Below are 26,160 nucleotides of genomic sequence, written 5' to 3'. Positions count from 1 at the left end.
ATACCAGTTATAGACGGTCTCTACTGCATGTTTGGACGTGGTAACTCGTGAAAAGAGGTGTGTCTGACGCCGTTCTTTCCGGTGATTTCACTCGTGAGGTACCTGTCGGATTTTGTGGTATTAGCTCGTGAAAAGAGGTGTGTGTCTCCCCCTGTTACAACGGCATCGAGGTGCGTTGTATACACTCAGAGAGCATCATAGAAAATACGATCGGCTTGAAACCCTGTACGAGAGTCAGTTATCGATTAATTCCTACTGACCCAAGTATTACAGCTAACCAACAAAGGTAGTAAACGGTATGATTGTGTTGGTTAGTCAAACAAGTAATGAAAAGGAGTCTCTGATCAAGCCTACACGATCGCGTAGTAGCCGTCTCGATGCCGCAGCTCTTGTTGGTTGAGTCTTCGCGAAAGATACGATCGATAGATTGGCTCTGGAACGTCTTTCGAGAGCAGCTGTTCTAATGTCTCGCTCTCAACTCGTTTTCCACGCTTCGAGAATGTGCGGTTACAGATCAAGCGAGCTCGTTCGTATAACCGAACTCTTGTTTCATTGATGTCTGTCACCCCTAATTCGAACAGATCGATCGCGAACTGCTGTTCGATCGATGGTTCGACATCACCATCCTCAAACAATGCATGAGAAGCTTGGACGATCGCGTCGACAAGCGCTCCCTTCTCCTGGTGTGCGAGTCGGGTTGTGTTGACCGTCGCGTAGTATCGTTCCTCACCGCTGGTTGTTTCAAGGACGTACGCAGAGATCACCACCCGATTTGCTGTCACTGGCTCGCGTTCAATAAGATCTGATTTGCGTTTCAATCGAGCAGCGATCGCGATCGACCCACGAGTTACGAGCCCAGCAAACAGTGCAACTGCAATTACAAGCGGAAGCGGAACCGCAAACGAATACGCAACCAGACCGGCAAAGACAACGATCGCGACCGGAATACCGCGTGCAATGAACGCAATCTTGATTGCTTGTCTCGAAAATGTCTCCTCGAATCCTGCTCGGAGCTCTGGCCATGTGTCTCGTACCTGGTATGCAACGATCGCCACGAGCGTTCCTACAACGATCGCGAGTAGAACTTGCATGAGAAGTGAGCCTTGAAGATACGCTCCTACAACAGCCACTAACCGGCCGCTAATCAAGAGATAGACCACGTAGATCGGGATAAGTGGGATTAGTACCCCTGCGATTGCGATGCTGAGTCGCTGCAGCAGCACGTATGCAACGATCGATTGCGGTTGGCCATCCAACTTTAGAGAGAGATACTGGATGCGTTGTCGAGCTAATCCAATCCCAATCCATGCACCAAGGCTGAAGACTCCGATTGCGAAGACCATCCCAACGACTGCGCCACCAACCGGAGCACCGAGTGCTGCACCGATCGATGCAGGAATAGCCCCTGCAAGCCACGTTGTTGCGATCGTGATAATACCGCCGACGAGCAGGGATCGCCGATCGAACAGATCGATATCGACTGCCTCTGGAACCTGTCGTTCTAAGAATCCGATTAGGACTGCAAACACTGCGAGTGTTACAGCGGAAACAAGGGGGTTGTAGAAGAGAAACTCCGCGAGGAGGACAGCACCAGCAAACGTCAGCGCCCAAATATCACCAGCAAATGGGAAGGCCGAAACAGTGGAGACCCCTGTTTCAGCAGCGCTTTGGAGTGCCTCTATTCCTGATTCGGTAACAACAGATGGGGATAGATCTGCGCTACCAGTTGCAAATATTTCCTCAACTGTTTCAAGTCCTACGGTTGCGAGTAGCCCCAAGACTGCGATCGCGATCGCCTCTTCTGCGTAGGCAAGCGAGAGATTTGGCACACGCTCTGTTTTTTGCCCCCACAGTGTCCGTAGTTCTTTTCGGATGGATTTGAATCCATCACGGAGCGTTGCACGATCTTGAATTTGATCTATATCTTGTGATCGATCGAACAGCGATCGGATGGCTTCGCGGTAGTCTTCAGGGTCTTCACCGGCTGGAATGCGGAGTGTTTGTGGGGTTTGATCCTCACGTTGTCCGATCAATCCCCGCTTTTCTCGTGCTTGCTCTTCGGGGAGCGATGCAAATATCGATGAATACCGTATTACGACCGCTGCAATGGCGATCGCTGCCAACACTACGGCCGCAGCTGAGAGTTGCCATACCCGGAGGTCTGTCTGGAGTACGGTTCCATCAATCATGAGTATCGACCATCCTCGACGTCTTTCACGTATCGTTCAGTTTCCTCAACTGGATTGTGATCGATGAGCTCTCGCTCAACTGCGTCGCCAACGAAATCCAACACTGGGAATTCGAAGATGTCGTCGGTCACATTGCTCAGATGTAGAAATTGATTCATCACATAGCGTGTTTCATCGACGCGCCCGTGTTGATCTGTAAAGTTGTGTTCTCGGACTGATTTAACGAACTCTGCAATGTATTGTCCGTACACGGCTTCATCCTCGAAGTCAAACCTCGATGCTTGTACCTCCTGCATCAGATCCTCGAAATTAACAGCTGACAATTCAGTTCGCATCTCGCTTGTATCGATCGAAGCATTCGGTAAATCGAAGCTTTGCAGCTCTGGATCGTTCCAGTCAAGTGCTGCAATCAGTTCTTCAGACGGATCTTCGAGATCATCAACTTCGCGTTTTTCAGTATCGAGAACTCGATCGGCGTGGACAAGTTCAACAGCCTCTATTGATCCGACGCTATCACTCCCTCCGTCTGTCCGTGCATCTGTTCGTTCAACAAGTGCAACGTACCCAGATTGACTCATCGCAAGAAGCCGATCCCGAACCAGTGCATTCGGTCTAACAACAGCAAGCAGCCGGGTGATCCCTTCGAGTGGGTTGACACCCATTGAGTCACGGAACGCCCGTGCGGTGCGATCGTCCATGCCTGGAATGTCTTGCCAATCCATGTTTTCCAGCGCTTGTTTCTTGTTCTTGAGCTCGAGCTCAGAGAGTTGCTCATCTAATTGAACGCGTTCACTGCTTGTAGATTCGAATAGGTTGAGTCGCTTTCGCATGCCGTACGTAGAGACTGCGAAGATCATCGCGAAGAGCAGGAGTGTGAACCATCCTCCTGGAGTCATCGTTAAGAGAATTATCACACCCGCAAAGTCGCCAGTCAGTGCTGCAAGTGGATTCGATCGGAACTCTAAAAGTGCGATCGCGAGATCGGTTTGTTCATCCATGTCTGCGTCTGAACCTGCGATCCGCTCAACATTTGAGACAAATGCACTCCAATTAGCAGCGTCCTCACGCTGTTGATCAAGCGTCCCTGCTGGATGATGCTCATATTCAGTGGCCTCATCGATACGGACAATTGCCTCGTAGCGAACACGATCGGTGACGGTTTCATTCCCTTGTTCAACTTCTTCATCCACCTCAAACCAAATCTCGAACGTCCCCGTGTTTCCTTGGCCGTCAAATTCGAAGTATCCAAAGTCATCGTTGACTGTGAGCGTTCCAGCATCTGTTTCAACGCCATATCGCTCAACGTTGTCCATCGCGAAGTTTTGTGGAACCAATCGGAGTTGATCGTCGGCAGCAATGTAGAGCGGACGATCGTCCTCTTGCTGTCTTGTTACCTCTTCATCGATATAGGAGAGATGTGAGGCAGTAAGGATCGCACCCTCTGTCTCGATCGCGGTTGTATTGTTTGTTTCATCTGCTATCGCGATCCCACTCGCGAATACTGAGATAGATAACATCACCGCAACAACCAGTGCAGCGATGAATACCGAACAGAATCGATCAACATTCACGTTCATTCGGATTCACCATTCATTGAAATCGTTCGTGGCCGGCTGTTTCGACCCGATCGGTAGACTCCAGCCTCGCCAGTCTTTTCGATAATATTCATCACTTCATCTCGGATTTCTTGGCGTTCTTTCTCGGCTTCCGCCTTCCATTTGTTCCGCTGTCGAGTACGTGCCTGGACTTCATCTCGAAGGTGCTGCACTTCGTCAACGACTTTCTCGAGTGTTACTGCAAGTTGCTTGTAGGACTCTTCATCGGCAATATCCGGAGGTGACGTGTATAGATCGGACTCTCTCCCGTAGCCATCGATCTGTAATCCAGATGTGAGTGACACGGCAACATCACCGAGTGCCGTCTCTTTCACTGCGTACATTGAATCCTCTAATCTGATTTTGGCGGGATCGTCTGGCTGTCGACCCTGTTTTGCAAAGTCCTCGGCCATATCATCGGAGAGATCTCCAAGCGTTAGTCGACGTCCACGAAGACCAAACCAGTCAAAGCCTTTCAACGGGACAAACAGATAATTTCCATCTGAATCTGACTCAAGGACGCCGTAGTATGATTTGACCCCCTCACCGATTTTCAAGTGAAGCTGGTCGAGTCGAGCGATCCGTCCCCGCTGCCATTTCGTTGCGAGAACCCACGTCGTTGGGATCGCAATCAACCATTTGATCGCTTCGCTCAGTATTGGATTTCCATAGAGTTCTGGAAGATATCGCTGGCTATGGACACCGATGATAAGTACAACCAGAAAGCCGATGAATCCAAACGAGAGGATGGTATGACGGCGAGATTTGATCCGGTCGCCCCATCCAGGCTTTGCCGTATCACGCCATTCATTCGGGGAGACGTATTCATCAAGATCGGTCTCATCTTCATTTCGGTAGCGATTCGGATTCGTAGCAACGTCGTAGAGCTGTCGAATCCGAGGAAATCTACCACTATTGGTCATCTGTTGTCACCACCTCAATTGTAAACGATCGCTCGTCTGTCTCTGGGACGAGTAAAATACCATATTGGACCGCGATCGCCCGACAGCGATCACCGGGATCTAGTGGGCATGCCGTATCGCCGAGTAAATTGGTGTTGAAATATGCCTGTGCGCCATTGCCGTTTGTGGTTAACGAGACGTCAGTCTCGTCGACCATCGTAATCACTCTGCATAACGAGTTTTATTCTATAGAGTTACTGTTGAAATTCTATACTGCAAGTCGAAAAAGAGAGACCTGTCGGTGGCGGTCGATCGGTGTGTTGTGTTTGTGACATGGTTAGGCCGTCAGCAGATTGGGTTGATTGTGCTCTTCGTAGCACTGCACGAACTCGACTGCAAGGTCTTCGAGCGAAACAATGTACGTGAATTCTCTGCCGAAGATCGATACAAGATTACTCTCTCGAGCATTCCCAAACCCAAGCCCGACAACCATCAGGCCCATCGATCGCAGCTCGTCGACCGTTGCTTGCGCTTCATCAATGACTGAGTCGTAGACTCCTTGCGTTCTGGATTGGACGTTGGGTTTCCCATCCGTAATCACGAGCAAAAGTTTCTCACGCGGGCGCGTCTGCGCTAACATTTGGCCACATTCGAACATTCCCCGAGCGATCGGATCCTGACCGCCTGGCTCTGTGGCATCGAGATGAGACCAACGAAATGGTTCGTGCGGGCCTGTAAGTAACTCAATCTCTGTTTGTGAGCTCGATCCACGCCATGCATTTGCCACGACTGCCCCACCATTTTCCTGGACAGCGAATAGAAATCCACCAACTGCAGCTTTTGCATCTAGTTCGCATGAACTCATTGAGCCGGACATGTCGATCGAGATGCCAACAGCGAGATCTCCACGGGGCGTTGGATTCCGACGTCTGTAGTAATCTTTAACGGTCGTATCTCCGGCAAGCAGTCGCGTGACGTTTCGCATGTCCAACACTGAGCCGTCTTCATCCGTCATGTCCTCTTCACCCTGACCGATCGAGTTGAGCTCGGACTTGATATCGTCAATAAGGCCACTCTCACGAAGATATAAACGGACATCTCTATGTGGTGCATCACCACGGTAGTTGTCGATACGATCGTCACGCTCATCAAGTGAATCGTTCCACGGGACGTCGACGTGTCGATCGCTATCTTCCCAGCCACCGACTCCACTATCATTTAATTCAGACTCATCAATCTCTTCATCATCGTTACTTCTATCACCTGCATCCGCAAGCAGAAGCTCGAGCCCGAGATCGTCGTCTGTAGACTCGTCCTCCTGTTTTGGGTCAGATTGATCATCTTGTGACTGCTCACTATCATTGTTTTGATCAACGATGGCACCGTCTAACCACTCAAAGAGGAGCCTTGAACGATCATCAATCATGGTTGGACACCTCTTTTCGCCTGTTGTCTCTGTTCTTGATGCTTCGAGCGGAGTGTATCCAACAACACGGCTTGCACTTCTTCGGCAGCGTAGTCAGTGTAATGTGGCCGGACGACGGCAGTTTTTGCTGCCCGAGCGACTGGATCAGGACGATCGCGTGTATGGTATGCGATCGTTGTCTTCGCCCACTCTAAGAGCGTCGACGTCGCGATTCCTTTCTGGATTGGCGAGGTTTCATCATGCAGTGCCAGCTCTCGAACTTCGTTGGCTGCAAGGACGAACACACGTGCGAGCTCGTAGTTGACCGGGGTTGCACCAACGAGCAGCTCTACTTCTCGATCGACGTCCACTAATCCCAAGAACGGGATCTCCCATGTGTTTCCATGACGGCGTTTTTCCGCGGGATCGATCGGGAATGCTTCATATTCACTCCCTTCGTTCATCGTTGCGATCGTCACAAAGTCCTCAGCTGCTCCGTCGATTACTTCGCCTCCTCGAAGTGGGAGGGTCGCGTGTGCACGGTGATCCAGCACGCTCTGGAGTGAAGACTTTCGGTGAAATGGGGCTCGATTCACTTCATCGAGTACCACGACAGTCGGACGAACCTGTGAACATAGTAGTGCTTTCACGAGTGGACCGTCAACCCAGACTGAATCACCGCCAATAATGTGCGGACTACCGAAGAGTTCAGAATCGCGCATTGACGCGGTGAATTGGATCGTGAAGAACGGCCACTGCCGCTCGGCTGCGATCGACCGTGCGAGTGTCGTTTTCCCGGTTCCGGGTGGTCCTGACAGTCTGAACCTCGGCAACTGTCCAGTGTCATGCCTGGAGTCGACGATCGCTTCGATATCGCTCAGTTCACCGTCGGTCTCGACGTACGTGGTGTCACTCGGTGCTGGGACAAACTGTTCCCACGCGTAGTCTCGATCGCCAAAGACTGGCATTTCAGCCGCTGATTCCTCGGCTTGTGTCTCTTCGATCGCATAGACATATCCCGTCCCGCTGGATGCTTTTGCACGCACAATATCCGTTGAATCGTCTTCGCATGCCTGCTTGAGATACCGACGGGCTGTTGAGGGATCGAGATCCGCAAACGCTGCAATTTCTGACGATCGTGTCGCCCCCGATCGTATCGCTTCTGTGATAATTTGAACGTCCATGAATGTGGTTGTGATTTTGTCGATCGATGCACGCAGTGCGCGCTGAGTGTGCACGAACAGCAAAAATTTGCACGCACGCAGGAGCGAAATCGTTCTCTGATATTCGGTATTTGAACGCGCCAGCCGAACACGCGCGTTGTTCAGCAACGTGAGGCGAGGGTAGCGGGCCAAAACCAGCGAACGAACGAACAACCCCGCACGCGGTGGTCTGTGTCTTGTGTTTTGCTACTGCTTCGAAGGTTATGCCTCTGATGAGACTGTATAATCTGGGGTTATGTCTTTAATCCACCCGTGGATCGTACTGGTGGAATACGGGTTCTCTGTTCGTGGGTTGTTCGGGATGTTTTCGCGGATACTCCGGACCGTTTCACCATTACGGGCTCGTCGCCGAGCTTCGTCTCGATGAAGATCTTTGACGCTCTGTTGTGGGCGGCGATCTTCTTCCTCGTCTTTGTCTTCTGGCACTTTGAGTCGGTCAGGAATGTCTGTGTTCCACTGTGGACGTCGAAGCTCTTCCCGATCGTAGAACATTGTCCGTGCAATGAGGCCGTCATCAGCCTCATCTGTGTCCAACACGTGCCATGATGGTGGGGCAAAATGCACTGGAGTTAAGAATGGAGTTGAGCCGTCCGCATTTGGGCCAGTCTTCCCGAATACCGTCCCTTGACCCTTTCCAAAGTTCCGAGCAACAGTGTTCCCGTAATCATGGTACATGGCCTTGTTTCCAGAGACGTTCTCGAACAAGGCTTTGATCGCATCATCTTGTGTGAGGAACGATACTGCCCGGTTGAACCGCTTTCTGACGTTCTTATCCAAGTCAGTGAAGTCTTGGGTGTCACAGAGTAACTCTAGTCCTTCATGCCGGTTTTTCCGCATGATATAGCCGAGTTCTGTCTTGATTCCCTGTTGGATCGCTTTCTCTCGCTCATCATCCGATCGAGCGTTCTGGTGGCCGACAATCTCGTGTAGTTCTCGAAACACGCCGGCACAATCAGGGAGTCCACGATGGAACTTCCGAGCGTGATACAGCGATCGAGTGAGATACGCGATTACCATCAGTTTATCCTCTCGTTCGCGCATCAGTGCCTGCGAAAAGACTGTAATTGTCTCTGTATCGCGGAAGATATCCTCCCAATTGAGCGCATGTGGACAGTCGCGATCGCGAATGAATCCCTTTGATTGGAGCGTTGCCAGCAGTTTTCGGATCCGAGCTTTGAAATTGTCTGCAAGCCCCTCCAGGTGATCAACATAACTCGCGAGATCTCGAAGTGTCCAGTCATCTTTGTCATCTCGGAGTGCTTCATATGCTGTGCCGATCGCGACGCCTTGCTGCTTCGTCACAACTGATCCCATAAATCCAAGCAGTGCTCGCTTCGACAGGTCTGCTGCCGGGATCGTGAATGGTCTGATTACAAATTCATCGGAATCCATATTATAAGGGAGTCGGTGATCGGTGACTGCGGGAGTCATTGGAGCAAGCACCTCAATTTGTGGCTTTTTGTAGTCGGATGACTCTGTGAAATCCACAGGAAGTCCCATATCTTCACGGACACGCCGTAGAACGTTCTGTTGTTGCGGGATGTCGTATACTGCGTTCTCGAACTCGTCTGTGTCAACAATATCCACAATTTTGAACCCAGTGTTATACCTGTCTTCGACGTCCGCACTCATTGATGCAGATTTCCCCTCACCAGTCTCGCCGTTGAACAGTGTTTTGGTCAGTCCAGAGCTCCTCGAGACGATCGAGACTTCGCGATCGTGATTGAACTCGTATGTCTTGTAGAGAACACCGGTCTGAATCGAGTAGCCGGTTGCTTTTGCGTAGTTCCGCATCTCGTCTTTGACGATTCCAAGCATCGCACAAACTGCTTCGACGCTTTCGAAGGCTTGGATCGTCCGTCGAACTGGCTGGCTTCGTGGACTGACACTGTCTCCAGTAACCTGCTCAATATAATAGTCTGAATCATCAACAAACCGTTTGAGCGAGTCCCAGTGCCATTCATGTGTGTCGTTGTTTCGAAGCCGCTTGTTGAATCCTCGCCAGTGTAGATGTCCCTCACGCTCTTTGAGCGCTGGAAGGATTACCTGATCCATTGTTAGAGCGGCTTTCTCAATGTCACCGTCAGAAAGTGCACGATTCCCAATCTCGATCGCTTCCCGAATCCGTTCATCGATCTTTACGAGTCGCTTTCGCTTCTGTTTCTGTTGGATGTGCTCGCCAAATCGCTTAGATGTCCGCATCAGTGATCACCGTTTTCGATAAGCTTTCGATGAACGACACGCAGCCGCGTCTTGAGCTCGCCAAGCTGTTTCGAGTAGTGTTTGTGTGCATCCGTTAGCACTCGGCCGTCTCCCTCGTGCTGGAGGAGGAACTCGTCGATCGAATCGGAGTCGATGCCTCCCGATCGGAAGGCTGCAGGCAGCGTCCCACGCCTTAGATCACAATAGATGTCGCCACAATCACAGAGCGGCTCAGAAACATCGCCCTGCTTGTAGCGTCGCTTCTCCTCTTTGATGTAGCGTACCAGATACTTACGGAACGCACCATGAGACGTCAAATCCATCAGCTCTGCTTCGATCGATTCAAGCTCGTCTTCGACGGCTTCGACCGCTTCTGGCTCTGCCATCCACTCCTCGTTTTCGACAGATTCGTATTTGTCTAACAGCTGTTCTCGTGGGCTGTGCATTCTACATCCCTCCAAGTTCAAATGGATCTTCGATCACGATCGTCAGTGTCAGTGCAATCAGAATCATGGCTCCAAGCAGCACGAGTGTCGTTGAGCCGGTCCCAATGAACACAAACGCAACTAAGATTGAAAAGAGCCCCCAGAAGATCTGTCGAGCCGTCATAAAGTGACGGAACCAGCGATCGATCGTCTCGGGGAAGAAATGCCACAGTAAGAGTGCGATACCAATCGCTGCTAGTGCTATTATAATCGTCATCATCTCAATTCACCGTAAGCTCCCGTGTTTCAGTAGCCGATCGACTCTATACAACACCACATACGCGATGTAGCCACCAAGGATCAGTAAGAGCCCACCGACGACGATCGTCCAGGCTGTGGTCGCATATAGCGCAATGATGATGAACACGATGACACCAAAGAGTGCAATCCAGCCCGTGATTGATGTTGGAATACCCATGTTATCCACCTCGTGTGAACAGTGACTGCAGATCGCCCCAGACGCGATCAGGGATCGATCGGAGGTCTCGAAGAATCGACGAGCCTGCTTCAACCGGATCATCCCCAGCTTTGTACCGAACTTGTGGTGGATCGCTTGTCTGCGTCAGTAGATATGTCGTGTCTGCGTCTCCATCAACGGTGTAGGTACAGACTGCTGCACCTGCTCGAGAGCATCTCGGTACGGAGAGCCAATTGTCGTCTGATTCGTTCGCGCTCTCAACGCGATCGTTATACTGAATCGTTGCTCCTTGTGAGGTATCGATCGGGATTGTTTGCTCGGTTGCGAGCTCGCCACTGTCGATATACTGCCATTCGCCCCCTGTTGAGAGCTGTGGCGGCTCATAGCCGAACGTCTCATTGATAATATCACGTGAACGATCGCGAGTCCAAAAGACGAATGAAGCCTCCTTCGGAACGTCGAATACAGCATCCGTCTGTTCTTCAAATTCAACTGTGACCGCGGTATATCGTCCATCTTCAGTCGGTCGCATCTCTGCCGTAACCTCCGCATTCTCCGCGTCTATTTCAGCGGAAACCGGGTGCCAATATTCCGCAGGGATGAAGACACGGAGTTCCCGATCGATGGATTCGTTGTACTGAACTCTGAGGTATGTCGAAGTCGCATCGCTATCGAGCAGGCCGCGATCGAGCTCAACATCTTCGGCCCGATCAGCGATTGTCAGTGAGACCATGGGTTGATCAACACTCGCCTGTGCAACACCAATCTCATCGAACTGATCGATTGTTTCCGGTTCAGTGAGTCCATGATCGTCATCTACTGCAGTGATTGATGACGCAGCTCCACTACCGATCGCAACACCAAGCCCGATGCAGAGCGTGAGGATCAACAATGCAAGCGTGTATGCATATCTGTTCATGTTAGGCCCCCACTCGATAGAAATCAAAGTTCCAGAGATCGAGTATCCATTTTCGAACTTCATCTGCTGCGAGTGTTGTCAAGATGAGCGCTGCGACGAATGAGCCGACCATTCCAAATCCCACAACAAGCGCATAGGCACCACTGAAAAAGACGAAGACAAGTATAATACGCCACAGTGTAATCCCGACTGAACCACGGAAGATACGCTTCAGCCACTTTGCTGTTGATTGTGGAAGTGGTGTGAGGATCGTTCCATTGCGGAATATGAATGCAAGAACAAACACTGCGATCGTCAGCACAAGCAGCGTCGTTAGGATCGCCATTATCGACCCCTCCACCAGTGATAGATGGCTCGTGCCAGATTGAACATGAAAAGCGTTGCAAAGATGATATCCAAAAAGATCGTGAACCAGAGGCCGATCGCCGTCCACAAAAAGACGAGTACAAAAAGCACTCCTGAGTATATCATGCCCTCTACTGACGTTCCCTGAGCAAATGCCGCAAACAACGCCTGTTGGCCCCATTCAAACGTCTGGGTGCGTGGATCGGCAGTGACTATTTCAGAAGGCATTGAGATCTCCAAGCAGTAACTCAAGCACGTTTTCGGATCGCTCACCAAACCCGATCGCACCACCATATTTCCCGGCTAATTCACTCAAATACTCTGCATCCGGGACTGTGTGATTACGATCGGCAGAGCTGTCGATGAATTCACGCCTGAATGATTGTAATTCGTCGGCTGCATTTTCTGCAGCATGGTTGCGGAGCTCAATACGATAATCTGGCATCTCAGGGGGTTCTAATCGCCACTCAAGCGCACTAAACTCCATTTTACCCTCATCAAACGTAACTTCTACCGTCGTTTCTTCGCGATCATCTACCGTTGGCCACCGGCCACGCGTCAGGACGACATCAACGCCAAGTGTTGCACTTCCAAGCGGGCGGGCATCTGCTTCTTCGATAAGCCAATGCGCATAATCCAGCCACAAATCTTCATTCGCAGTGAACTCATTTCGCATCCGATCGGCGAGTGTTTCTGCTGTCGGTGGAGCTCGATACGAATGACGGTATCTGGATAACAAGCCAGCCATGAAGGCGCTGAAATCAGCATCTTCGACTGACAACCCATCTGCAAGAATGCCCGCATCTCTGCTGGATCCTGTTGCACGGACCCGATCGACACTGTAGAGTGCTGCTGTGGTGCCACTTGCAGATGCGATCGCTGTTACTCCGGCAGTGTGGAGGAACGATCGGCGGGTAGGAGTCGATGCATCTCGCTGTGATTGTGATGTCGGTGGCATGGTGAATCAAAAAGAAACCCTTGACGGGATTTGAACCCGCTCCAACAAGGGTGAAGATCCGCACTGTGAATCGAACACAGTATCGTCAATGACGATCAGCCATGGCGGATCGAGAAATTAAATCGCGATGTACGTTGTAGCTTACCAACTTGGAAGCCACTCAAGTCGCTTGACGCCACCTCCAGTGGTTGCAAAGATCAACATCTCCACGTTCCACCGGAGGGTTGCAGTGACTACAGTTGCTGGCTTCGAATTTTCAGACAATGTGTTTCGACCGCTGATCAACTGCCACAGGACGTCGATCGCTCCCCAGACGATCGCGATGATCGTCACAACACTTGAAATGATTGCTGCGATCGTGAGCGAATACACAAATGCGAAAATACGCCAGACTGCTTGGCTTCGCTGAGACATCTTACGCCCCCATGCCACGGCGCCGTGTTACAACAATGCCGAGTGCAAGCGTGCCTGCTGTTAGTGTTGTGAGTGGGAAGACACGCAGCGTGATGATCGTATCGAGAATACCGAACTCTGTTCGGAGATCGCTGAAAGTGAGTCCCTCGAATGCATCTGTGATGTCTGCCGCTTCGGTCAGGTCACCATCATACAGGGCGTTGTGTGAGCCGCTGTAGACACTCACTTCAGTATCTTCTGCATCGAAGTCCTCGGAACCAAGATAGACCGCGAAGCTATCTGCAGTTGAATCATAGACGACGAACGTATCTTCGTCAACGTCAACGAGATCCTCATCTGGTTCGCCATAGAAGACGAAGACAATTTCGTCATCAACAAGCGAGGTCTGTGTCAAAAGAATATCTCCTGCTTCCTGGTCATCGATCGTTTCGCTGAATGCTCCTGCGACAGCCCCGTCATCTGCGAAGACGTTGATCGTAGTTTCGGAGCCAACGATGCCAACATCAGTATCGAGGGATGCAATATCGATCTCTTCTGGGTCGTTCCAGAATTGTGCTCGATCAAACGCACTCTGTTGTTCGATCGTTTCGACATCTACGAGATCGTCAAGTGAATCATCGCCAAGATAGACTGTTGCGTGGTCATCAGCGAACTCGAGCGTGACCTCGAACTCGTTTTCGTCTGTGACGCTTTCGGTTTCATCATCAGGATCTTCGTATGTGTGTGCGATCGCAACAGAAATTGTCACTTCTTCACCAGCGTCACCCGGGATCGTTTCGAGCATATCGTGCGAAACATTGAATTGATGGACATCGTTGCCATCGGCATCATCCTCTTCTATTGTTTCGAATGCGCTATGCAAATCGTCCAGTTCGGCATGAGTTGCGTTGTTTTTCGTAACATTCAGTTCGACTTCTTCAGTTGCGAGTGTCGTATCTGTCTCAAACTCGATTATTGAATACGCATCTGCTGATGCATTGAATTCGGCTTCGATCGTTGCGCCATCATCCGACCAATCGGAATCTGGGGTTGTTGCTGCTGGGTGCTCTGCAGCTGCGGCTGGTGCGGCAAAAAGCATCATTGCCACCATGAACACAGCTGCGACTGTTGTCACTGATTTGATGTTGAATTTCATTGGAAAACGTGTCGTCTTGTTGGTTAGCGATTGATGCAACTGTTGGTTAGCTTCGGTGGTGGAACTGGAGGTGGCGGAAGGCCTCCTCCTTCGTTCAATTTAGCACGATTAGCGGTATTGATTCTTGATTGTATCATAAATCTCTATAGAATTCTCAGTTCGTCAGTCTCGCGAGCACCACCGAGTCCGAGTTGAATCCACAACTTGCCAAATCGGTAATCCCACGTTGATTCATCCCACCACGAGTCGCGATCAAGCATTGAGTATGGGTTTTCGATCGCTTCTGTTGCTGTTCGATCATAGAAGCCATTATCTTTCCATGCATCGCGCTTCTCAAGCCACGAGACGAGTTCTGCATATGTCCCTTCTCGATCGGCAGTTCGGTAATGATGCCACGGACTTACAACATCCAAATTCACGTGTGTTTCAACGCCTGGGACACGGTCTTCGCTCATCAGAACGTTTTCGTCGTCCGGATCAAGTTCCAGCGCAAAATGATGATATCCAGTGCAGACGATTCGATCGACTTCATTGGTATCTGGATCGACGTAAATGTACGATGGTTCGTGATCCCACAGGTGCGTGTCTCTTGCTAAGAGATCACCAAGCCATTCCAGAGTCTCTGCTGAGCCGTCTTGATGTGTGTACTGCATCCAGTAAACATAGCAATCAAGATCATTGCTGTCCGACTGAACTTTCATCCCGTACATCGCTCGCATTTTCCGCCGAGCATCACGGCTCGCTACAAGCAGCGGCTGGTACCGTTCGACCTCCGCTCGATTAAATGAGTACGTGAGGCTCGGCCACTCCTCTTGCCACTCTCCAGCCTCCTCTCCAACTGATCGCCCACTTAGTAGTGGAATTGTTAGAATAGAACCAAGAGTTGCGCCGCTACGCAGAAACGATCGTCGTAAGTGATTCATAGTTAGAAGAGCTGTGTGAGCAATCCGCCTTGATTGTTTGAGAGTGCAGCGTAGGCTTCATTTCTGAGTGCAGCCTCGTCTGTCATTGAGTCCGCCTGTCCATCGGTCTCACTGCCTGTGAGCAATGCTTCGGCATTGATCATTCCAGCACCAGTCTCATTTTGAGCAACGTTTGGGAGTGCAATTGAGTGCGACTCAAGGCGATCGCGGATTGCATTTAAATCTCCTCTGTATGCGGAATCACTCGCGATGAGCAACCCAACGGTTCCCGCAACGATCGGTGCGGCCATACTAGTGCCACTCAACACTTGCTCACGTGTTGAGCCAGTCGTCCGGCCAACAAGTGCTCGCATCTCCATGCCTGGTGCCCCAACATCAGGTCGCGCATCAGCGGTTTCACCGTTCGAGAGATCTGTTGTTCCTGGTTGTGGCCCAATATTACTGAAATACGCAGACTGTGCATCATCTGGATCTTCAGCTGTGAGGGCACCCACGCCGATCGCCCACTCTGAAGATGCAGGAGAGGCGACCCAACGGGTTGCTTGCCGATCGTTGCCGACTGCAACCACTGGAATCGAGCCTGCACCAACAGCGTATGCCAGGGCTCGATCGAGAGCGGCTGAGTAGATTGGCGATCCGAGCGACATACAAATTACATCTGCATCGTGATCCGCTGCATACGTTACTGCATCAATAATGTCTCGTGTTGAGCCGGACCCATCGTCTCCAAGTGCTCGACAGATGAGTAAATCACAGTTTGAAGCAATACCTTGGAATGTATTATCAGATGGATTAGCAGCTATCTGTGAGGCGACAAACGATCCGTGACCGTTTGGATCGCCGAGTACGCCAAGCCCCTCAGATTCGACCGTGCCACCACTAACGAAATTCTTTGAAGCTGGAAGTATTCGATCAGTATTACCGAAGACGTCACCGTCTACTGTGTTGCAGCCTGAGTCAATTACGGCGATCGTCACTGTCGAGTCATCAACGCTTACATAATCAAAACCCAGCAAGCGTCGAACTTGTGCCGGTGTTGTTTCTGGTGCTTCTTCAGCGAACGCAACACCTTGCGGTGATGGAACACCCGCATCCTGAATACGAAGTAGGGTACGCTCAAAACGATCGACAGAGAGCAACTCGTCAGTATCATCTCGATCGTCTAATCGGGTGATCGGCTCCACAAGACCCATTTGGACATTCAGATCGATTGCCTCGATCCAACTCATTCCTCCGAGACCTTGACCACGGAGTCGATCGAGTGTGCCAGCCCCAACATCTGCTGGTGAGGCGACGATCGTTGCTGTCCGTGTTGGCTCGTGTTCAGACAGGACCGAGCGTGAGTCTCGGTTGTCAATCCATGTTTCGAGAGAATCACGCTTATCCTCAGCGTAGACGACGTGCCATGACGGGAGTGTGTCCGATGTATATTCGATCGCTCGATCACGACCGACTCCAGATCCGAATAGTGGCTGGTAGGTCGTTGCGAGCTCTGTAAACACACCAGATGAGTGTGCTGGAGTTGGGAGTGTTGCAGCTGCAATCGTCGCTGGAACCGACTTGAGGAACGATCGGCGAGAGAGTCTCATACTCGCACCTCCTGTGGAATTGCGGTCATCTCGGTTGGCCCAAACTCAACTGAGCCCGGTGTGGCTGTGCCAACAATCGGTGTGTATGGTTGGCTAAGCTGTCCAACACCTGGTGGCTGTGGAATCTCTGGTATTGTGATTGTCAATCCAAGTGCAGAGAGATCTATCGGGCTTCGGATCGAGGCCCAGTGGACAAGTCGATCGACACCAGACGGATCGTGATTCAGTTCCATATTCAGCTCTCCACGTTCGTCAGTGTATGTCTGGATTGTTGCTTTGTCATCTGATCGATCGATCTCACCAAACCGAGTCGTGCCTTCGCGAGTGATCGCCTCTCCTCGATTCCGGTAGACAATCGATCGATCAGTCATCCGCTCGGAGTGCACCACGACTGAGACGTGTTGTCGGATGGACTCGCGCTCACCACCGCGTTGGACACGGAACGTTAGTCGATCGGTCGATGATCGGAAAGCTGCATCCGGTTGGACATGGATCTCGCGAGGGATTGAGTCTGAACCATCAATTACTGCACTCACGTCTACTGTACCATCCGATCGCTCCTCGATGTCTGTGTCCGCGATTGCATCACCAGCAAGTGCGAGCGGTCCTTGTGAACCCTCAGTCAATCGCACAGTTGGTGTCGATCGGACACTTGTCTCTTGCGCTCCGATACGGAATGATTCGCGGAACTGCTCACCGTCATCGTTTGTGAATGTCGCAGTGACTCGGTGTGCGCCTGGACCTTCAGTTCTGAACGTTGCTCGCTCTCCATCGATCGTTGCGTTGATATCTTGTCTATCTGGACCACGGACTCGAATGTCAACAAGCTCTCCATAGCCACTATTTGATTGTGGTCTGAGAGTCACTCCAACAGTCTCGTCTGGACCTGGTCGAATGGTCGTGAGATCAACACCGTTCAGCCGTGGAATGTCGCCTTGGAATGCTGGATTCGAGATTGAAGCTGACGACTCGCCGTAGCTCTCTCCAGAGAGTACACGGAGTTGTACATCTGCAAGCGCACGTCCATCTGCAAGCTCTTCGAACGGGAACTCGTCTACACGGATCTCATTTCCACCGAACATCCCACCATCTTCGATTGAGATGTACTCTTCATCAATCTCATCTACTGACCCATCATTCCATTTCAGCTGCACTGCAACATCGTCTTCATCAACATCAAATGCAGTTGGGAAGCCTATCGAAAGGAGTCCGTCTTCAATTTCTGGATCGCCAGCACTGATATCTAGTGATTCGAGTTCGTTAATCCGTGATTGAAGCGCCTCGATCGTCTCTTCGAGCTCGGCGTTACGCTGGTCGATGTTGCCACGGATTGAGTCTGCGATCGTTTCTATATCATCTTCTGTGAGTTGATCTTCAGTACTTTGCTCAATTATTTCGGCAATCTCTTCTTCTGACAGTGTTCCATCTGATTCGAAATCATCACGCAATTGCTCAAGAATTGTCTGGAGTTCTTCCTCCGAGATTGCGTCTGATTCTTCATCTAATATTGTCTCAATGATCGTTGTGATTTCTTCTTCGTCGATTCGATCACCGCTTGGCATGCTAGATCGACCAATCTCTTCAAGCGCCTCTTCGATGATTGCTTGATTATCCCCAATCAGTTCTTGCTGATTATCCAGGATTTTACCAAGATCTCCCTCAAGAACATCATCAACAAATGACTCTAAATCTCCGATGGATTCGTTGAATAATTGGTCTTCAAAATTCGCTAGGAGCGATTGGAAGTCCTCAATGCTACCAAACGGCGTCGTGTCGAACTTTTGCATTTGTATCTCAACCGGCTCTTCACGATCGCCGTCAATTCGCTTCGGTCGTGTTGACGCATAGATCGACCCGTTGTATCCTGCATTCCGAGCATTCTCAATTTGTGTAGTTATTGACTGATCCAACTCGAGGTCAAAGTCTGGGCCTTTCGTCGCCTGGAGTGCAACTCGATCGGCTCCTGCCGGCAATTCGAGTTCGAAGTTTCCATTCTCATCTGTCGTTGTTTGTGTCCGTTGGAGACCTCCGTCTTGGATGCGATCGCGAACACGCTCGGCTTGTGCCGTGAGCCGATCTTGTTCATTACGGATGTCATCAGTGATCATCCCTTGAATTCCGTTTAGTGTACCATCCGGCGAGACTGCAACAACATACGAGACCCCTGATTCTTCAACTTCAATTCGATAGAATCCGGGTGGAAGGTCGATCGTCGCGATATTGATTGTCTGGATAAATGTTGACGCAGATGCTTCTTCATCAGTTTGGATTTCAATTGTTTCAGTTGAATCTCCGGTTGCATCTAATTCTGTAATTGTTATCTCAGTGTTGACTGGTTGTCCAGGCCAATCACGTGTTTGACCACTCAAGAAGTCGGATACAATTCCAGATTCGTCTGGATCCCATGCACTGATCACGAGCGGTTCATTAGCGTCATGGATAACAGATGGTTCAGCAAGATCGATACCAACTGCAGGGCCACCTTCGTTCCAATTATTCCGCGTGTGTACGAGGGGATACGTTGCACTTACATCTGTGAAATCACTGAAATCAATTGACTCACTAAATTGTGGAGGGTCAAAATTCGTTATTTGTTCTTCGAGTTCACGAGCTGCTTGTTCTGCATCTTCAGCTGTATCTTCAAATGAAGAGAAATCAATTCCATATGCTTCTATTGTTGCCTGATCAACTGGGTCGCCGTTTTGATCGGTTACGGTTCCGGTGATTGTATCAGTAATCTTGAGGGTTGTAGATGTTTGGGATGCAACCCGGACAAAGTTATCTGGTTCGTGGGGCTGGTGGTTTCCAGTCACTTCGCCGGAATCGCCGTTATCGGTTATTTCTGCATAATCCCCATCGTCAAGCCCGATATAAAACACCCCGTCGGAAGCAGCTAGTGCGGCCTTTGATTGGAAGCTCATCCTCCCTGGAATGTCAGTAGACCAAACTTCATCCCCGGTTTCACCGTCTACCTTTCGCGTAGTTTCATCATATGAAGCAGTATATACGAAATCTTCAGTGGCATGGGGGAAAGCGAAGGCAACAGTGTCAGAGTGGCCTTCATAAGACCATTCCTCAGACCCGTCACTTGCGTCTATTTTTCTGACGGTGTTGTCATGAGATGATGTGTAAACATAGTCTCCGGAAGAGGAAACTGAAACTCCGTTCACAGTGTCAGAGTGGCCTTCATAAGACCATTCTACAGACCCATCCTCACCGTTGATTTTCTTTACTGTATCATCGAATGAGGCAGTATAAACATGATCATTGTGAGGAGACACAGACACAACCGTGTCGGAGTGGGCGTCAGACTCCCAAACCAAGGAACCATCTGAACCATCCAATTTCACCAGGTTGTCAGTATCCCCTGATTGCTTTCCTACGTAAACCGATCCGCCATCCGATGATTCTTCAGCTGTGATTACAGAACCATCTGATTCTTCATATGACCATACTTCAGTTCCTAATTCAGAATCTATCTTTCTTACCGAGTGGTCACCATCCCCTCCTGCACTGTATACAGACTCACCGTCGTGAGAAACAGATACACCATTAGAACTTCCAGAATGTCCTTCAAAGGTCCAAATAACCGAACCCGTTTCTGGGTCTATTTTTTTGACAGTATCATCATTCGACCCAGTGTAAATATAACCCAATTCATCTTCATCACCTTCGTCCGCGAGTGCTGTCCCATTGTGATCCCCGTCGATAACGCCAAAGCCACCAGAAAACGCAACCGTTATCGCCGGGAGGCTCGCGACCATCAAGAGCGCCAACGCGATCGCCCGGAACTGTTCGCCAGTGATAGACGGCATGGATGAGTTGATCAATATTTTAATTTTTTCACGTCGAAAAAACACAATCGTCATACTACTCACACCCATAATCAAACCAAGTCCATCTGGCATAACGACTGGATAGCCCCATGTATAGGCTTGCCAGAAATCGTGTCCGGCGTTCAATACCGTTCCAGTAGTAACGATCGAAACAACTCCATAGCCGATCGTTCGACACCAACCAGTATTTGAGAGAACACGTGCTGCAACAAGGAAGAACGAAGCATAGGCAGCCAATCTAATACCAGAGAATGCGGCCCAACCGTGTGTTTCGATTAGCCATGCGGAGATTGGATTAACTTCCGTTGCAACGCCAGAGCCAACCATTAGCCACGTCAATACGGTGACGATTGTCGCTGCGGAGAGGGTGATCGCTTCTGCATGTCGAAGCGTTAGTTGATGAGCGATGCGACTCGAGAGTTGATGATTTGTAGGCATAGGTAAATTGAACCGTTCGATTAGTTCCTGATCGACGCGATAACTTTTGAGAGGATATCCACGTCACGGAGGTCGTTCTGACAGCTGTTCTTTTTCAGGCCACGCGCGAGATCGAGTGCATCTGTCACCTCTTGCTCACTCGGACCATCAATACGGGCTTGACATCCTCGCAGCCAGGTTTCAACAAGCTCCATGAATTCTGCGAGTGGACGATCTTGGATGACCACGCTTGTTGTTTCACCATCCGAAATGTATCCCGTCTCTGCATTGACGCGCTTTCGATACCGTGAGTGGCCGTACTCACCAACGCCAAACTCATCGCCATACGATCGGCCAGTCCGCAACGTGGGTTCTGTGAGCTCGATCGCTTTGTTTTCATAGTGGAGCATGTAGCCACGACCGTCGATTAACTTGTCATCAAAACACCACGCAAAGAGTTCGGCCATTCGGCCACCGTTCCAGGGCTCTTCGAGCAGTGTCGTTGCACACAGCATTGTCCCCGTCTCGCGAAGGATTTGATGCGCAATTATCGTTGCAGGATCATTTGGATCCGGCCGATCGGTACGAGACGGTTCGTGATCTTCTTTCGCACGCGATTCATGCCACCAATCATCTCTGCAGCCAAGTGCAGTCTCATGGTTTCGTGACAGTGCCGCGGCTACGTTGTGACTACGTGTATCGGACATGGTAAGGGGTGTTTAGCTTTTAACAGGTGAGTCGATGGTCGTTGATTTTTAGAGTAGTTTACAGCGGTTGCTGTCCGCTGTACGTCGGCGGATTCGTCAATGAATCCGTGGCGGAGACGAACCACCGCTGTGGTTTCCCGCAACGCACGACGAGCCGATCACGATCGGTCTGACGAGCACGGGTTCGTGTTATTATGCGATCGTCTCCGACGTACTTACCATATACATTTATATGCTATCTGATAAGCATATCGGAGGTTCATACTATGTCTGGAATAAAATGAAATTGAGCTAAGACGCTAATCTTTACTTCAAACGTTTTTACTTCAACGATCAGTGTATAATGTTAGTTTTGATTCGCTGCCGTTTGATATTAGAGAATTCAATAGCTAACCAACAAAATAGAATCTTTGTGGCTTCTGTTGGTTAGCATCAGGTGTACTTGATATTATCAAAGCAGATCCTTGGTCTGGCCTAATCTTTTCAGTTGTTTTTGGGTATCTCAAGTTCCACCGTAGTTGAGCCTTTAGTCATGAAACTCCAAGTTTTATTCGACACAATATATACTGTGCTGATTATTAGAGGTAAAGTGACAAATATAATAATATCTGTGTGAGATAAATCTGGCACAATCCAAGCAAACAAACCAAGATGCATAACTACTGCAAACAGAGAAAAAAGGAGGATATATAATGGAGTAAACGCGGTTTTTGGTGACAATCTTCGAGATGGCTTTCCTCTAATTGAATAATAAAATGTGGCTGACATAACGAGCAAGAACATAAACATTGATATTCTTGAAAAATTGCTTTTTGCACCCATATAAAAGAATGCGGCCATGAGGAGGCTGACAGAACAACTGAATAACACCGATACGTATCCAGAACGTCCATTGTATTCTTTTTTCGAGACTGTAAATATCATAATATATATCATGGATATAATTAGAACCGGTCCAATTTTAATTGCATATTCAATTGGAATTTGCATGAAGCTAAAATATCCAATTCCTAACGCTAAAATTAGTATCAAAAAAGAATAGTAATTATAATTTTCTCCCTTATCAAAAGTATATTTTATAATTAGAACCATCGGAATGATACCCCCAACAAGTAGCCAAGTTACACTTGCCACTGAAAACGGTAAAAGAGTAAGAACATACGTTGTATCTGTTATTATCGGCAGTAAATAAAATAGTAATAATGTTATAATTAAGCTGGGCATTATCGGAGGGATCTTGTCATATTTGCGCTCCAACCAATCACCTCCTTTTTGATAAGGATCTAATAATTCTAAAGGCTGATAGTTCTTAAATGGATTTGGTGTTTCTTTAAATAACCCTTGTATACTTTCTTGTACACGATCTAGACGCTCTACATCAAACACATCTTCATTTGCCCATTCTTGGTTTTCAGCAGATATGTACGAAATCTCATCTACTGGTAAATACAAAAAATCACCAAGGCTTTTTTGAGTGGTAATTATCCCATCTTGATTTCGAAGCAGTTGTTCCGGTGACCGAATGATTATATCTTCGTACCCATCTCCAATAAGACGGTTACTAATAATGCCACTTATCAAATCGCCGTTTTTGAGGTGTATTAAGGCCTTTCGCTTATTCGCGATGTGGCCTATCATAAGTTGGTTGTTTGGAAGCCTTTCCCCCTGTTTCAGTGGGAGCAATAAATTATATTCAAACATACCAATAGCAACTCCAACAATGGTCCCCACAAATACTAGTAACAAATAATATACTAATGAATATTGAAGATTCAATTCGATTAATGCTGGTCTTTCTGAATTTTCAAATAACTGTGGGAGAATTAAATCAAGGCTCCCACTAAACAAGAATACAATGAGATAGAGTATACATAACGACGCAAGACTAAACAAATAACTGTAGAGAACTTTGTCTATTTTATTATAATTTTCGTATCGCCTACTTACTGCATGACGAACTTTTAGTGTAATAAAACCAGGAATTATGAATAGTGAGACAATTACAAGAGCAGCAATGCTCTCAATTCGGATCGGCACAGTAACTTGTATATCAAATTAGAATTACAAATAACTGGCTAATTGCCACTACAGTACAGCTACCGATATACTGAGTTTACAGTATACTCTTCATATCGATCGTAAACGTAATCCATTAAATCAAAGAGTGGTGTATCACCGAATTCACTACTAATTTCTTCGGAGATTTGTTTCATCTTATTGATTTTATCTATATTGATTCCGTCTAATATGTCAGGGCGATCTAGCTCGTACACGATCTTTGTATTCCCACTGTATGTAGGCACCGACTGCTTACTCACGATGCCTTCCTCGATGTACGCTTTCAGAATTTCGTCTAACTCTTTCGAATATGGGCCGTAGTTGTGAGCCTCATATTCATACTGGTATTTTTCAGGGAAAGAGTCGATACTCTCTATGTCACCTTTTTGAGCCAAAAATACCAGCTTTTGAAATCTGGTTGTCCCATCAATTTGGCCATCAGATGCTTTTAACATCAACAGAGGCAAAGCCTGTTTAATTACAGTATCCTCTGACCCAGTCATACCTCATAATTTAGCTGCACTATATTTAAGTATGTATACATTCACCCAAATAGTTACTTTAGATAACGTCGCCTCATGCAGTAATACTACCAACATTTATCATTCTATGCTAAAATTGTGATAATATAGCCAATTTTGGCTAATTGATTTGAAAACAAAGTTATCTTTGAGTATTTGTAGTTGAACTAATGACAGGCAGTGCCAAAATTTTAGGTTCCGTTATGCTACCCTCTCTGCGGTGAATGGCAGTAAAATATCACACATGGGAATTAGAGATTGAATTTTATTTAGCCAGTTCTGGTACTCACAATTGCTGGATTGTCAGAGTGTAGTACCACGGCAAAAACGGGGTCTCCCGTTTTTAACTGGTATCAAACATATTAGTTTCACTTTCAGTCTGCTTGGATGTCATACTCATACTGTAAACGAGATGTCTGCAGTATTGTGATTTCGAATGCACGGGCATTGAAGGAAGAGCCACTACCTAAGGAGTTGATTCATCGTGATCAACAATTTCAACATCTTACTACCGCGTTGCAGCCACTGAGTGAAGGCGAAGTCGGTGGTAACGCACGCATTTTCGGTCCAAGTGGAGCTGGTAAAACAACCATGGCTCGAATGGCATCACGTGAGTTGGAGCGCGCATTCATGAGTATTGAGACGGCGTACGTTGACTGTCTCACTGACTCCACGACGAATGAAGTATTACACGCAATCTGTCGTGAGGTTGGAATTGATGGAGAGTTTCGCTACCGATCGACTCCACGTGGCAAATATAAACACGCACTGCAGCGATTTGATCGTCCCACTGTTGTGATCGTGGACGAAGCAGACCATCTGAGTGAGTTAGACGTTATTCACGTGTTGCATGAGATCTCGAATCTCTCGGTAATCGTTATCGCCAATCGCGAAGAGCAGTTGTTGTGTCGAGCTGACGATCGGATTGCAAGCCGATTAAAAACGAGCGTTCGAATCGAGCTGGCGAAGTATACAACTGCAGAATTAAGTGATATTTTAACAGCCCGAATTGAACACGGACTGAGTCAAAATATTGTATCTGACGCAGCTGTCCGCGAAATGGCAACTCGAGCAGATGGGAATGCTCGCGAAGCAATATGGTACCTGCAGTTTGCTGCAAAGCACTGCCGAGCCGGCCATGCCGATCGAATTACGATCGACGTTGTGGACGCGATCGCACCCATGGCACGTGCTGATCTTGTCCAGCGCATCTTCAGCAAGCTGGATAGACAACATCGAATTATTTGCGAGGTGTTGTACCAGGAGGGACCAAAATTGTCGGCACGTGCATTACACGATGGTGTCGCTGCAGAGTTAGGTGAAGAAATGAGTTCACGAACACGGCAGCGCTGGCTCGATAAAATTACTGGGGAGTCTGGTTATGAACTCGTTGTCAAGAGTGGACACGGACCCAGTACAACGTACTGTCTCAGCGATCGGGTGTATGAGCTGTTCGATCGGGGTGAGTTGCCGTAATTCGTTGCTGTCGTAGCGTGTTATCATTCAGTATAACTCAAGTGTGTACTTTATTTTAAATACGATGACGACCCACGACCGTTGATGCCTGGAGAATGGCACCCACAAGATTGGATCATTGTGCTTAGTGCACTCATCAAATTTGAAAACGAACAAATGCCACTTTGGAAGCGTGAACGGATTGAATACATGATTCAAGAGATCTCTTATGAGCAAGGACTCGAACCAACAGAGCTTATTAATCAAGCTGTTCGCGATGGACGATATCTTGAAGTTGGAACCGTCGCGGAGGGGAATTCCTATGCGTAGGATTACCCGTCGATCGCTTGTTCGGGTTTTGCTCGTAGGTGTTGGTATCGCCAGTTTGGGGGCAGTAACTCAATCCCGGTCAGACAAGAATGAGGAGTCAAATGTGGAAGTCAGTGGCACAGCAAATACAAGTG

Annotated in this window: 24 protein-coding genes; 2 read left to right on the top strand and 22 right to left on the bottom strand. The window is 48.8% G+C overall.

Annotated features, from left to right (window positions below; translation table 11 throughout):
• Positions 1–350: 350 nt before the first annotated feature.
• From AArcSt2_RS15450 to AArcSt2_RS15345, 22 genes are all read right to left on the bottom strand, one after another.
• Positions 351–2,189, bottom strand: a complete 1,839-nt coding sequence (locus tag AArcSt2_RS15450; RefSeq protein WP_250586036.1) for a hypothetical protein — start codon at positions 2,187–2,189, stop codon at positions 351–353.
• Positions 2,186–3,766, bottom strand: a complete 1,581-nt coding sequence (locus tag AArcSt2_RS15445) for a hypothetical protein (RefSeq protein ID WP_250586034.1) — start codon at positions 3,764–3,766, stop codon at positions 2,186–2,188. Before AArcSt2_RS15445 ends, AArcSt2_RS15450 begins: the two co-directional genes overlap by 4 nt.
• Positions 3,763–4,707 (bottom strand): hypothetical protein, encoded by a 945-nt coding sequence (locus tag AArcSt2_RS15440; RefSeq protein WP_250586032.1) that lies wholly within the window; start codon positions 4,705–4,707, stop codon positions 3,763–3,765. Before AArcSt2_RS15440 ends, AArcSt2_RS15445 begins: the two co-directional genes overlap by 4 nt.
• Entirely contained in the window at positions 4,697–4,903 is a 207-nt protein-coding gene (locus tag AArcSt2_RS15435) for a hypothetical protein (RefSeq protein ID WP_250586030.1), read from the bottom strand. Before AArcSt2_RS15435 ends, AArcSt2_RS15440 begins: the two co-directional genes overlap by 11 nt.
• A gap of 120 nt (positions 4,904–5,023) precedes the next feature.
• On the bottom strand, positions 5,024–6,112 hold the full coding sequence (locus tag AArcSt2_RS15430; RefSeq protein WP_250586028.1) for a vWA domain-containing protein: 1,089 nt from the start codon (positions 6,110–6,112) through the stop codon (positions 5,024–5,026).
• Complete coding sequence (locus AArcSt2_RS15425; protein ID WP_250586026.1) at positions 6,109–7,275, bottom strand: ATP-binding protein; 1,167 nt, start codon at positions 7,273–7,275, stop codon at positions 6,109–6,111. Before AArcSt2_RS15425 ends, AArcSt2_RS15430 begins: the two co-directional genes overlap by 4 nt.
• Before the next feature lie 240 nt (positions 7,276–7,515).
• Positions 7,516–9,516: a hypothetical protein gene (locus AArcSt2_RS15420; protein WP_250586024.1), complete on the bottom strand. Its 2,001-nt coding sequence runs from the start codon at positions 9,514–9,516 to the stop codon at positions 7,516–7,518.
• The gene (locus AArcSt2_RS15415) at positions 9,516–9,962 is read right to left on the bottom strand and encodes a hypothetical protein (protein WP_250586022.1); all 447 of its coding nucleotides are present in this window, start codon (positions 9,960–9,962) and stop codon (positions 9,516–9,518) included. The genes AArcSt2_RS15420 and AArcSt2_RS15415 overlap by 1 nt, the downstream gene beginning before the upstream one ends.
• Before the next feature lies 1 nt (position 9,963).
• The gene (locus tag AArcSt2_RS15410) at positions 9,964–10,221 is read right to left on the bottom strand and encodes a hypothetical protein (RefSeq protein WP_250586020.1); all 258 of its coding nucleotides are present in this window, start codon (positions 10,219–10,221) and stop codon (positions 9,964–9,966) included.
• 6 nt (positions 10,222–10,227) lie between these two features.
• Positions 10,228–10,419: a hypothetical protein gene (locus AArcSt2_RS15405; RefSeq protein ID WP_250586018.1), complete on the bottom strand. Its 192-nt coding sequence runs from the start codon at positions 10,417–10,419 to the stop codon at positions 10,228–10,230.
• Between the two features lies 1 nt (position 10,420).
• Positions 10,421–11,338 (bottom strand): hypothetical protein, encoded by a 918-nt coding sequence (locus tag AArcSt2_RS15400; RefSeq protein WP_250586016.1) that lies wholly within the window; start codon positions 11,336–11,338, stop codon positions 10,421–10,423.
• A 1-nt stretch (position 11,339) separates the two neighbouring features.
• A complete protein-coding gene (locus tag AArcSt2_RS15395; RefSeq protein WP_250586014.1) occupies positions 11,340–11,663 on the bottom strand; it encodes a hypothetical protein in 324 nt (107 codons plus the stop codon).
• On the bottom strand, positions 11,663–11,911 hold the full coding sequence (locus tag AArcSt2_RS15390) for a hypothetical protein (protein WP_250586012.1): 249 nt from the start codon (positions 11,909–11,911) through the stop codon (positions 11,663–11,665). Before AArcSt2_RS15390 ends, AArcSt2_RS15395 begins: the two co-directional genes overlap by 1 nt.
• Entirely contained in the window at positions 11,901–12,641 is a 741-nt protein-coding gene (locus AArcSt2_RS15385; RefSeq protein ID WP_250586011.1) for a hypothetical protein, read from the bottom strand. The genes AArcSt2_RS15390 and AArcSt2_RS15385 overlap by 11 nt, the downstream gene beginning before the upstream one ends.
• A gap of 141 nt (positions 12,642–12,782) precedes the next feature.
• Positions 12,783–13,055: a hypothetical protein gene (locus AArcSt2_RS15380; protein WP_250586009.1), complete on the bottom strand. Its 273-nt coding sequence runs from the start codon at positions 13,053–13,055 to the stop codon at positions 12,783–12,785.
• A 1-nt stretch (position 13,056) separates the two neighbouring features.
• On the bottom strand, positions 13,057–14,190 hold the full coding sequence (locus AArcSt2_RS15375; RefSeq protein ID WP_250586007.1) for a hypothetical protein: 1,134 nt from the start codon (positions 14,188–14,190) through the stop codon (positions 13,057–13,059).
• 143 nt (positions 14,191–14,333) lie between these two features.
• Complete coding sequence (locus AArcSt2_RS15370; protein WP_250586005.1) at positions 14,334–15,113, bottom strand: hypothetical protein; 780 nt, start codon at positions 15,111–15,113, stop codon at positions 14,334–14,336.
• A gap of 2 nt (positions 15,114–15,115) precedes the next feature.
• A complete protein-coding gene (locus AArcSt2_RS15365; RefSeq protein WP_250586003.1) occupies positions 15,116–16,702 on the bottom strand; it encodes a S8 family peptidase in 1,587 nt (528 codons plus the stop codon).
• On the bottom strand, positions 16,699–20,976 hold the full coding sequence (locus AArcSt2_RS15360; RefSeq protein ID WP_250586001.1) for an outer membrane protein assembly factor BamB family protein: 4,278 nt from the start codon (positions 20,974–20,976) through the stop codon (positions 16,699–16,701). The genes AArcSt2_RS15365 and AArcSt2_RS15360 overlap by 4 nt, the downstream gene beginning before the upstream one ends.
• Before the next feature lie 20 nt (positions 20,977–20,996).
• Entirely contained in the window at positions 20,997–21,662 is a 666-nt protein-coding gene (locus tag AArcSt2_RS15355) for a hypothetical protein (RefSeq protein ID WP_250585999.1), read from the bottom strand.
• Between the two features lie 483 nt (positions 21,663–22,145).
• A complete protein-coding gene (locus tag AArcSt2_RS15350) occupies positions 22,146–23,393 on the bottom strand; it encodes a hypothetical protein (RefSeq protein WP_484549550.1) in 1,248 nt (415 codons plus the stop codon).
• A 365-nt stretch (positions 23,394–23,758) separates the two neighbouring features.
• Positions 23,759–24,223 carry a Panacea domain-containing protein gene (locus tag AArcSt2_RS15345; RefSeq protein WP_250585996.1) on the bottom strand — a complete coding sequence of 155 codons (465 nt, stop codon included), beginning with the start codon at positions 24,221–24,223 and terminating at the stop codon, positions 23,759–23,761.
• Positions 24,224–24,667: 444 nt separating this feature from the next.
• Here AArcSt2_RS15345 and AArcSt2_RS15340 point away from each other — a divergent pair, with 444 nt between their 5' ends.
• Both AArcSt2_RS15340 and AArcSt2_RS15335 read left to right on the top strand, forming a co-directional pair.
• Positions 24,668–25,717 carry a Cdc6/Cdc18 family protein gene (locus tag AArcSt2_RS15340; protein ID WP_250585994.1) on the top strand — a complete coding sequence of 350 codons (1,050 nt, stop codon included), beginning with the start codon at positions 24,668–24,670 and terminating at the stop codon, positions 25,715–25,717.
• An 84-nt stretch (positions 25,718–25,801) separates the two neighbouring features.
• Complete coding sequence (locus AArcSt2_RS15335; protein ID WP_250585992.1) at positions 25,802–26,026, top strand: hypothetical protein; 225 nt, start codon at positions 25,802–25,804, stop codon at positions 26,024–26,026.
• Positions 26,027–26,160 lie beyond the last annotated feature (134 nt).

It is taken from the genome of Natronocalculus amylovorans (assembly GCF_023638035.1).
Lineage (GTDB): Archaea > Halobacteriota > Halobacteria > Halobacteriales > Haloferacaceae > Natronocalculus > Natronocalculus amylovorans.
Note: the sequence above shows the minus strand (reverse complement) of the source record. Positions and strands in the feature narration are given on the sequence as shown.